The 10,700-nt window shown below is 65.6% G+C and carries 9 protein-coding genes; all 9 read left to right on the forward strand.

Annotated features, from left to right (window positions below; genetic code table 11):
- Positions 1 to 8 precede the first annotated feature (8 nt).
- Complete coding sequence (locus IEV62_RS15865) at positions 9 to 1,277, forward strand: TolC family protein (RefSeq protein ID WP_188449198.1); 1,269 nt, start codon at positions 9 to 11, stop codon at positions 1,275 to 1,277.
- Positions 1,278 to 1,281: 4 nt separating this feature from the next.
- Positions 1,282 to 2,442, forward strand: coding sequence for an efflux RND transporter periplasmic adaptor subunit (locus IEV62_RS15870; protein ID WP_188449200.1), 1,161 nt, complete (start codon positions 1,282 to 1,284; stop codon positions 2,440 to 2,442).
- Between the two features lie 3 nt (positions 2,443 to 2,445).
- Positions 2,446 to 5,700 (forward strand): efflux RND transporter permease subunit, encoded by a 3,255-nt coding sequence (locus IEV62_RS15875; protein ID WP_188449202.1) that lies wholly within the window; start codon positions 2,446 to 2,448, stop codon positions 5,698 to 5,700.
- 23 nt (positions 5,701 to 5,723) lie between these two features.
- Complete coding sequence (locus tag IEV62_RS15880) at positions 5,724 to 5,951, forward strand: hypothetical protein (protein ID WP_188449203.1); 228 nt, start codon at positions 5,724 to 5,726, stop codon at positions 5,949 to 5,951.
- Positions 5,948 to 6,631: a ZIP family metal transporter gene (locus IEV62_RS15885; RefSeq protein WP_188449206.1), complete on the forward strand. Its 684-nt coding sequence runs from the start codon at positions 5,948 to 5,950 to the stop codon at positions 6,629 to 6,631. Before IEV62_RS15880 ends, IEV62_RS15885 begins: the two co-directional genes overlap by 4 nt.
- Before the next feature lie 273 nt (positions 6,632 to 6,904).
- A complete protein-coding gene (locus IEV62_RS15890) occupies positions 6,905 to 7,825 on the forward strand; it encodes a HEPN domain-containing protein (RefSeq protein ID WP_188449208.1) in 921 nt (306 codons plus the stop codon).
- Between the two features lie 323 nt (positions 7,826 to 8,148).
- A complete protein-coding gene (locus tag IEV62_RS15895) occupies positions 8,149 to 8,748 on the forward strand; it encodes an RNA polymerase sigma factor (protein WP_229733271.1) in 600 nt (199 codons plus the stop codon).
- A gap of 5 nt (positions 8,749 to 8,753) precedes the next feature.
- Positions 8,754 to 9,773: a FecR family protein gene (locus IEV62_RS15900; protein ID WP_188449210.1), complete on the forward strand. Its 1,020-nt coding sequence runs from the start codon at positions 8,754 to 8,756 to the stop codon at positions 9,771 to 9,773.
- A 96-nt stretch (positions 9,774 to 9,869) separates the two neighbouring features.
- On the forward strand, positions 9,870 to 10,700 hold an 831-nt coding region (locus tag IEV62_RS15905), incomplete at its 3' end, for an STN domain-containing protein (protein ID WP_188449212.1).

A 10,700-nucleotide genomic window follows, 5' to 3' on the forward strand; every position in this document is an offset into this window, starting at 1 on the left:
CAGGTCCCATGCCACCACGCTCGAACCCCTTGGCTTGCGCGCTCGTCGCGGTCGTCCTCGCCGCCGCGTCCGGCGCCCCTGCTGTCCGCGCCCAGACGGCCGCACCCGCGAATGCGCCCGTCCTGACACTCGCCGATGCGCTCGACCTTGCTGGTTCGGCCTCGCCCAATATCGACGCTGCCGATGCCGGCGTGCGCGCCGCGAGCGCAGCCCGGCGTGTCGCCGGCCTTCGGCCAAATCCGTCGCTGAACGCCGACATCGAGAATGTCGGTGGGTCGCGCGCTTATAACGACATCGAAGCGCCCAAGCAGACGGTCTCGGTCGGCGTGCCGGTCGAATTGGGTGGCAAGCGATCGGCCCGGATCGCGCTCGCCGATGCCCAGGGCAATCGCGCGCAAATCGAACGGGTCGCGGCCGGCGCGGACCTCCGATTGGCCGTGACACAAGCTTATGTGGAAGCCGTCGCCGCCGACCGGCGTCTCGCGACAGCGCGTGACCAGGCGGCGATCGCGGCAGAAGCGGTTCGCGCAGCCCATGTTCGCGTCCAGGCCGGTCGCGCCTCGCCGCTGGAGGAGCAGCGCGCCGAAGTGCTGCGTATTAGTGCCGACGCGGCCGTGGACCGCACGGTCCGTCTGGCAGACCTGGCGCGGGTGAATCTCGGTCGCCGGATCGGCCGGCCAGTGACGGGCGCGCTCGACCAGCCCTGGTTCGACCGGGTGGACGGCTATGGGCCGGCACCGCTCGACGCCGACAGCAGTCTCACAGTCGCGACCGCGCGGGCCGACGAAAAAGCGGCCGAAGCGCAACTTCGCCTCGCACGTTCGCAGCGCCTGCCCGATGTGACGTTGAGCGCAGGCGTGCGACGTCTGCCGATCAACAATGACATGGCGGCGGTGTTTGGCGTGTCCGTGCCGCTGCCGTTCTTCAACAGCGGCGCATCTTCGGTTGCGCAGGCGGGCGCCGAACGGGACAGGGCCACAGCGCTCCGCCGCGCCGCCGAACTCGAAAATGAACAGGCCATCGGGCAGGCACAGGCCGATGTCGCTAACGCCGCAGCGGCCGCCAGGACCGCCGCCGGGCCTTCGCTCGCCGCTGCGCAGGAGGCAGCGCGCATTGCCCGCATCGGCTATCGCGAAGGCAAGTTCGGCCAGCTCGATCTACTCGAGGCCGAACGCACCCTGGCCGAAACCCGGTCGAGCGCCATCGACGCGCTTGCCGCCTTCCATGACGCTCAGGCCCAGCTCGATCGCCTGACCGCTTCCGCACGCAAGGACTGATCCGATGACCTCATCCCGTTTCCGGGCGCTCCCGCCGCTCCTCCTCGCCGTGCTGCTCGCCGGGTGTGGTGGGCATGCCGCCAAGGAGGATAGCGGCGAAAAGACCGAAGCGGCCGGGGAAACCAAGGGCGAGAGCGGCAAGAAGGCCGGCACGGTCAAGCTGTCGGCCGACCAGATCAGGACGGCCGGAATCGAGATCGTGCATCCAACCATCGGCGGGAACGGCGGCGCGATCGAACTGCCGGCGACCGTCGAGGGCAACCCGCAAGGCACGCAAATCGTGTCCGCCGCGATTGCCGGGCGGGTGGTGGCGCTCAACCGCAATCTTGGCGAGGCCGTCCGGCGCGGCGAGACGCTGGCGGTGATCGAGAGCCGCGAGGCAGCCTCGCTCAAGGGCGAAGTCCAGGCGGCGCGCGCACGGCTCGCGCTCGCGCAGTCGAACTATGCGCGCGAGCAGCGCCTCTATGCCGAGCGCGTGTCGCCGGAACAGGATCTGATCGCGGCGCGCACTGCGGCGACGGAAGCGAGCATCGCGCTTCGCCTCGCGCGCCAGCAACTGTCCGCGACCGGCGGCGGCGGTGGGTCACTCAACCGCGTCGGCATCGTCGCGCCCATCTCCGGCCAGGTCATTGGCCGGAACGCCATGCTTGGGCAGACCGTCGCAGCCGATGCCGAGCTGTTCCGCGTTGCCAATCTGTCGACGGTCTCTCTTTCGCTGTCGCTCTCGCCGGCGGATGCAGGCAGGGTGCGCCCGGGCGCAGCCGTCGAGGTGACGGCGCCGGGACGGACGACGCAGGCCCGCGTAACCTTCGTTTCGCCTGCGCTCGATCCACAGACGCGGCTCGTGCCCGTCGTCGCGACCATCGACAACCGGGCCGGCCAATGGCGGGTCGGCGAATCCGTGACCGCCGCGATCCAGCTTGCCGGCAAGGGCGACACCAATATTCGCGTGCCGCTCACGGCCATACAGACGATCGATGGAAAATCCGTCGTGTTCGTCCGGACCGAAGGCGGCTTCAGGGCGACGCCAGTGACGCTCGGCGCCCAGTCCGGCGAGACGATCGTCGTGGCCTCTGGCCTTACCGGGCGCGAGCAAGTCGCGTCCGCCAATAGCTTCACCCTCAAATCCGAACTCGGCAAGAGTGCGGGTGGGGATGAGGACTGAGCCATGATCGAACGCATCGTCACCCTTGCGGTCGCGCGGCGCTGGCTTGTCCTGCTGCTGACCGTCATTGCCGCCATCATCGGAATCGTATCGCTCAGGCAACTCCCCATCGATGCTGTTCCTGACGTCACCAACAATCAGGTGCAGATCAACGTGCGGGCGTCAGCGCTTTCGCCCGAGCTGATCGAGAAGCAGGTCACATTCCCCGTCGAGACCGCGCTCGCCGGCATAAAGGGTTTGGAGAGCACACGGTCGCTGAGCCGCAACGGTTTTGCCCAGGTCACGGCGGTCTTTTCCGACACGACCGACATCTATTTTGCGCGGGCGCAGGTAGCGGAACGGCTGAACGACCTGAAGGAATCGCTGCCGGCCGGCGTCACGCCGGAAATGGGTGCGATCGCGACCGGCCTTGGCGACATCTACATGTGGACGCTCCACTATCAGGAGCGCGGTCATGAGCGGCACAAGCCCGGCGAGCCCGGCATCCAGCCCGATGGCAGCTACATAACGCCGGAAGGGGACCGGCTCGTCAGCGAGGCCGACCGGGCGACCTATCTCCACAGCGTCCAGGAATGGATCGTTGCGCCGCAGGTCAAATCGGTCGCCGGCGTTGCTGGCGTCGATTCGCTCGGCGGCTTCGACAAGGAATATCTTGTCGTGCCCGACGTCCAGAAGCTCGCCGCGCTCAGGCTCAGCCTGGCCGAGCTTGCCGAGGCGCTGGAAGCGAACAACAGCGCGATCGGGGCTGGCGTGGTCGATCGCAATGGCGAGGGGCTGGCGGTGCGCGCCGACGCCCGTATCCGCAGCATCCCGCAGCTTCGCAACACCGTAATCGCCACGCGCGAGGGCGTGCCGATCCTGCTCGGGCAGGTTGCCGAGGTCCGTCTCGGCCAGGGCATCCGCCTCGGTTCGGCGTCGGAGAATGGCCGCGAGGTGGTGACCGGCACCGCTGTTATGCGGATCGGCGAGAACAGCCGCACCGTCTCGACTGGCGTGGGCGAGCGGCTGCGCAAGATCGGCCCGTCGCTTCCACCCGACGTCGTGATCGAGCCCGTACTGGATCGCACCGCATTGGTGAACTCGACCATCTCGACCGTCGCCCGCAACTTGGGCGAAGGCGCGGTGCTGGTGATCGTCGTCCTGTTCCTGCTGCTCGGCAATTTTCGCGCGGCGCTGATCGCGGCTGCCGTCATCCCGGTCACGATGCTGCTGACCAGCTTCGGCATGCTGCGCGTCGGCGTCTCCGCGAATCTGATGAGCCTCGGCGCACTCGATTTCGGTCTGATCGTCGATGGCGCCGTCATCATCGTCGAAAATGCGCTTCGCCGTCTGGCCGAGCGACAGCACCGCCATGGTCGCCATCTCGACCTCGGTGAGCGTCTGTCCGTGATCGCCCAGGCTGCGCGCGAGATGATCCGTCCCTCGGTCTATGGGCAGGCGATCATCATCATCGTCTATGTGCCGCTGCTGACCCTCCAGGGCGTGGAGGGCAAGACGTTCGAGCCTATGGCGCTTACCGTCATCATGGCGCTGCTGTTCGCCTTCGTCCTCTCGCTCACATTCGTGCCGGCCGCGATCGCCGTCTGGCTGAGCAAGCCGGTGGAAGAGAATGAAGGCCGAATCGTCGGATGGCTGCGCCGCCGCTACGAACCGGGGCTCGACCGTGCGCTCAGTCGTCCCAAGCTCACGATCGGCGTCGCCATCGCGTCGCTCGCGCTTGCGGTCGGCGGCTATCTGACTCTCGGCCAGGAGTTCCTGCCCCAGCTCGACGAGGGCAATGTTCTCGTGTCCGCCTTTCGCGTGCCGGGCACGTCGGTCGAGCAAAGCCAGAAGATGCAGTTCCAGATCGAGAAGGCGCTTGCCGGGATGCCCGAGATCAAGACGGTATTCTCGCGGACCGGCACGGCCGAGCTGGCGTCGGACCCGATGCCGCCCAACGCGACCGACACCTTCGTCATGCTCAAGCCCCGCGACCAATGGCCCGACCCGAGTGAGGCGAAGACGGAGGTGGTCGAGCGTATCGAGAAACGTCTGGCCGGCGTTCCGGGCCATTCCTACGAAGTCACGCAGCCGATTCAGATGCGCTTTAATGAGCTGATTGCCGGCGTTCGCAGCGATGTCGCGGTCAAGGTGTTCGGCGATGACTTCGGTCAGATGAACGACGTCGCCGACAAGGTCGCGGCCGTGCTTCGCCGGGCAAAAGGCGCCGAGGACGTGAAGGTCGAGCAGACCGAAGGCCTACCCATGCTCGACATCGCCTTCAACCGTGATGCGGCGGCACGCCTCGGCGTCACCGCGAAGGACGTCCAGGCGGCCATTGCCGCAACGGTCGGCGGTCGCGAGGCCGGGTTCATCTTCGAGGGCGATCGCCACTTCCCCGTGGTCATCCGTCTGTCTGACGTCGATCGCGCCAATTTCGAGAGGCTGGGACAGGTGCCCGTGCCGACTCCCTCCGGTGCATCGGTGCCACTGGCCAGCGTCGCTGACATCCGCATCAACGACGGTCCCAACCAGATCAGCCGCGAGAATGGCAAACGGCGCGTCGTCGTCCAGGCTAATGTTCGCGGGCGGGATGTCGCGAGCGTGGTGGCTGAAGCGCAGGCGGCGATTGCGCGCGACGTGCGGCTGCCGGCGGGCACTTATCTCGAATGGGGTGGTCAGTTCGAGAATCTCGCGACGGCCCGCGCGCGGCTTGCCCTGGTGGTGCCGGCCTGTTTCGCCCTGATCCTCCTGCTTCTCTATGGAGCGCTCGGCTCCGCGCGCGATGCCGCGATCGTGTTCACCGGCGTTCCGCTTGCGTTGGTCGGCGGCGTCCTCGCGCTTGTGCTGCGCGGCATGCCCTTCTCGATCTCGGCCGCCGTGGGCTTCATTGCCTTGTCCGGTATCGCGGTGCTCAACGGTCTGGTCATGGTGACATCGATCCAGGATTTGATGCGCAACGGCATCGACCGGGCGACGGCGAGCCGAGACGGCGCCCTGGCCCGGCTTCGCCCCGTCGCGATGACAGCACTGGTGGCGTCGCTCGGCTTCGTGCCGATGGCGCTTGCGCATGGGGCGGGCGCCGAAGTTCAGAAGCCCTTGGCGACGGTCGTCATCGGCGGCCTGATCTCGGCGACGCTGCTGACCCTGTTCGTGCTGCCGACGCTCTATGCGCGATACGGCCGGCGGGGATTGCCGAGGTCGCACGACGACCAAGGGGAAGCGGGCGCAGCGCCGACAGCGCATGACCCCATCAGTCCTGTGACTTCAAACATATGAATGCGGCCGGGTGGCCGACGCGGATGTCCAAGCCGCTTGCGGCCAAAGGCGTCGGCCCATGTCTCAAGCGTGGTCTCAACGCCCGGCTCCTATCGCCCTTGATCTTCGCCGAGATGTTCAGCCCTGATCCGCCCCAGACTCTTTCGGTCCGTCAGGAGTTTGCCATGCATTGCATTTTCGCGGCCCTGCTTGTTGTGGTCAACGCGCCGCGATTGCTTGGCTATCGGCACAACGGGGATATCCAGGAATGACGGCGCTAGCCTATACGATCATTCCGGTCCTTGCGGTGCTGATCGGCGCGATAGTCGCCGTATGGAAACGGCCGGGGCCGAAGCTCACCAGCGCGATCCAGCACCTTGCCGCCGGCGTCGTTTTCGCCGCAGCAGCCACCGAGATACTCCCTGACGTGATGCATGGCCGCGCGCCACTGGCAACGCTGGTGGGCGGTGCCGCCGGTGTTGTGGTCATGTTGGGGCTCAAGTCGCTGGAAGAGCGTGTTCGCGGCCCGCTCGCGCTGATCGGCGCCATCGGCACAGACCTGTTGATCGACGGCCTGGTGCTTGGGCTTGCGTTTATCGCCGGGGCGAAGGCGGGGCTGTTGCTGACGATCGCCCTGACGCTCGAAGTCCTGTTCCTCGGGGTCACCGTGACAGAAGAGTTGGGCGAGACCGTCACGTCGAAGCTGCGCATCGTGGCGATTACGACCGCGCTCGCGCTGCTGATGCCGCTGGGAACGCTGGTCGCGCTGCCGGTCGCCGCGTTTTCACCGACCGTCGTCGCCGGCTTTCTGAGCTTCGGGCTCATCGCGCTCCTCTATCTCGTCATCGAAGAATTGCTCGTCGAGGCGCATAAGAAGCCGGACAGCCCGCTCATCAGTGCGATGTTCTTCGTCGGTTTCCTCGCGCTTCTGTTGCTCGAAGAATTGATCTGACGTCTTCGACCGCGACGCGCGATTCCCTGGATTTCCTCGAGATCGATACGGTCGGGTGGCAAACGCGCATGTTCAAGCGGCTTGAGGCCAAAGGCGTCGACCCATGTCTGAAGGTGTCCGGCGGCACCGAAAGTTGAGAAACGCGCTTGAGTGCCGCGTGCCGACAAGGCCGGCCATCCAGCACCGCCGAACGCATTGGTGATAATGCGAAATCCGCGGCGTGAACAAGCCTTACGCTTGCCAATGTCGGTCCGCTCGCACAGAATCCTCGCGATGAAAAAGGATGTCGATCATTTGCCCGCAGCGCAGCGGGGCGAACTGGACCGCGTCCAGCGCGTGCTGATGGACGAATTCGCCGAGGCCATCGGCCAGGCGACGTCACCGTCGCGCAAGAACGGCAAGATCCTGAAGATCATCCTGTTCGGCAGCTATGCGCGTGATGATTGGGTCGACGAGCCCGAGAATGGTTATCAGTCGGATTTCGATCTGCTCGTGGTCGTCAATCACAGCGACCTGACCGATATCGCGCATTACTGGTATGTCGCCGAGGACAACATCCTGCGCGACGCGGCGATCAAGCGGCCGGTCAACATCATCGTCCATGCGCTCGACGAGGTGAATCAGTCGCTCAAACGCGGCGAGTATTTCTGGGTCGATATCGCGCGCGACGGCATCGTGCTCTACGAAATGCCGTGCCATCCGCTCGCGACACCGATGCCGCTCACCGCTGCCGATGCCTACAAGATGGCGACGGGCTATTTCCAGGAATGGTTGCCGAGCATCGATCGCGCATTGTCCACGGCAGGCGATCAAGTTCAGAAAGGAACGGACGATCTTGGTTGGCGCAAAGATGCCGCGTTTACGCTGCATCAGGCAGTTGAACGCGCCTATATCTGCTTCCTGCTCGTGCGGACCTTGTATTTCCCACGCTCGCACAACATCAAATTCCTCCGTTCGCTCGCCGAAGACAGCGAGCCGCAGCTGGTCGGCGTTTGGCCGCGTGACCGGCGTCTCGACCGCCGCCGCTTCCAGCTCCTCAAGCGTGCCTATGTCGAGGCGCGTTATTCCACCGCCTATCAGATCGAGGTCGACGAATTGACCGCGATCCTTGCCTGCGTCCGGAACTTGCGCGATGTGGTCGAGCAGGTCTCGCGCGAATGTCTCGAAGAGCTTCGCGCTAAAGCCGGGCAATGATTTGCCTCTGATGACGCGCGTTTAGCGGCCATATTGGCCACCTTGCGTTCGCCATTGATCTGGGCCTAGTCTGACGGTGCGTCGCGTAGCGTAGCCGGGGCTTGAGAACCCCGCTTGAGAAATTGATCCGCCGTATGCTTCGATGCGGCCGGATTGCCGTCGCATCTGTCCAGGCCGTTCCGGCTGAAGGCGGCGGCGCATGTTCTTGTGCATGTTCTCGACACCCGGCTCCCGCAAGTCCGCCTCGCATCTGGAGCCAGGCTGGATATGCGCCGAGAACGGATATCACCCGATCAATCGAGCCCGCGTTGCGGTGCCGGCCGATGCGGCTGAACTTGGCGTCGGACGAAATGGGCGTTGTCGGCACGGCGCCGCGCGTCGCTGACGGCGATCCGCTGCCGCCCGAAGACCGCGTCCCGCATCGCGCGTCCGACTACTCGATCGAAGCACTCTACCGGGCGCAGATGCCGCGTCTGCTGCGCTTTTTCACCCGGCGTTCCGGGAACGATGACGCGCTCGATCTCGTCCACGAGACGTTCGAGCGGCTGGCCCGTCGAGACGACGATCCCGGCAGCACCGTCGATCGGCCCGAAGCCTATCTTACCCGGATAGCCGGTAACCTCCTTCGCGATCGCGCGAAGTTCGCCGCGCGCCGCTCTGCCGCCTTCCATGTGTCGATCGACGAAGTTCCACTCGCCGGCCGCGATCCGCACGACCAGTTGGAAGCACGGGATATGATCAATCGCCTCGAAACGGCTATGCAGCGACTCCGTCCACGGACGCGGGAGATCTTCATGGCGTGTCGACTCGATGGATATAGTTATGCGGAAGTCGCGGAGCGCGTTGGAATGAGTGTGCGCGGCGTTCGCAAGCAGATGAGCCGGGCCATTGCCGAGATCGATCGCGTCTTGAGCGACGATTAATGGTGATGTCCGACCCTGGTGCAAAATCCGATGACGCGGTGCGTCGCGAAGCGTCCGATTGGGTGGCATTGATCCACGATGCCGATGCCGCGGTTGACCGCGCGGCGTTCGAGCGCTGGCGGGCCAGCGATCCGCGCCATGCGGCCGCCTATGCGCGCGCCGAGCGCGCGTGGGATAGCGCGGCCCTGCTGGGACAGACCAGTTTCGGGCGCGCGCGCAGTTTGCCCGAGCGGCGGCGCTTCTTCGACCGGCCACAGGTGCGCTACGCCTTTGCCGTCGCGGCCGTGCTGGTCGTGGCGATCCTCGGCCTGTCCGTCAGTGGCGTTGGATTGTTCCGTCCGCATCCATCATCCCAGGCCACCGAACTCGCGTCGCGGGTCGGCCAGATTCGACAAGTCGCGCTGGCAGACGGTTCGACTGTCACGCTCGATACCGACAGTGTGCTGCGTATCGCGTTCACCGGCACCGAGCGACGACTCTACCTCTCGCGGGGTCGAGCACGTTTCGTCGTTGCGCATGATGCCGCGCGCCCGTTCGTCGTCATAGCCGGTAACGGCTCGGTGACCGCGCGCGGGACGATCTTTGATGTCGCTGTCGCCGACAATCGCGTTAAAGTGGTGCTGCTGCGCGGCATCGTCGAGGTGCGCGACGGCCGGCCAAGCGCGGTTACGGCACAACCCGCGATCGCGCGCCTCAGCCCAGGACAACAGATTTCCTTCGGCACCGCCGAGCCTCTGGTGGCCCCGCAACCGGCCGCCACGATCGACGCCCAATGGACCGCCGGAATGCTGAGCTTCGACAGTACGCGGCTCGCCGACGCTATTACCCAAGCCAATCGCTACAGCAGGGCCAAGATCAGCCTCGCCGATCCCGCGCTCGGCGATTTGCGCATCACCGGCGCCTTTCACTCCGGCGATGCCGTCGGGCTAGCGGAGAGCATTGCGGAATCACTCGGCCTGCGTGCGGCGAAAACCCCGCAGGGCGATGTTGTGATATCCGCTCCGCCTTCGGTGCCGGCCACCTGAAATAAATCGGTCACAAGAGGGGGCAGACCGTCCCCCTCTGTCGTCAATCGCCCCGAACGACGGCGCCAAGTGCGCCCAAAGGGGGGAGACGACGGAGTGAGCGGACGATTTTCAAGAAGCACTTACGCGTGCGTTGCGGGCGTATCGATCCTCGCGCTGGTGGCACCAGCTCATGCACAGCAGGCTGACCAGCGGCGCTACGACCTTCCGGCCGAGCCCCTCGGGACGTCGCTGCGCGCCGTGTCCGATGCTTCCGGCACCAATGTCATTGTTTCCTCTGCGCTGGTCGATGGCAAAATCGCCCCCGCCTTGTCGGGACGGTTCACCGCCATCGAAGCTATTTCGGCGTTGCTGCGGGGATCAGGTCTGCGCGCGAGGCTGGCGGGATCGAGCCTCATTGTCGAGCGAGCGCCTGCCGCGCAGGGCGTCTCGGCGGAAGCGGATGGTTCGGACATCGTCGTGACGGGCAGCCGGATACGCGGCGCGCCGGTTGCCTCGCCGGTCATCCGGCTCGACCAGCAGGGCATGCGCAATGCCGGGCAGAGCAGTGTCGCCGAGGTAGTGCGCAACATCCCGCAGAATTTCGGCGGCGGGCAGAATCCGGGTGTAGGTAACAATGTGCCGTCGGCCAGCGGTATCAATGTCGGCAGCGCTTCGACCATCAACTTGCGTGGTCTGGGCAGCGACGCGACGCTGACCCTGCTCAACGGCCACCGCCTCGCCTATAACGGATCGCGCCAAGGCATCGATGTGTCGGCGATCCCGCTGGGCATGGTCGACCGGATCGAAATCGTCGCCGACGGCGCATCGGCGCTCTATGGTTCCGATGGGCTTTGTTGCAAAACTGACGTTGGGGATTCACGTAGGGAATCGAGTGGGATAGATGGGCGTGATGCCCAAACCTGCCGCACCTGTGTATCGCACGAC

It is taken from the genome of Sphingomonas psychrolutea (assembly GCF_014636175.1).
Lineage (GTDB): Bacteria > Pseudomonadota > Alphaproteobacteria > Sphingomonadales > Sphingomonadaceae > Sphingomonas > Sphingomonas psychrolutea.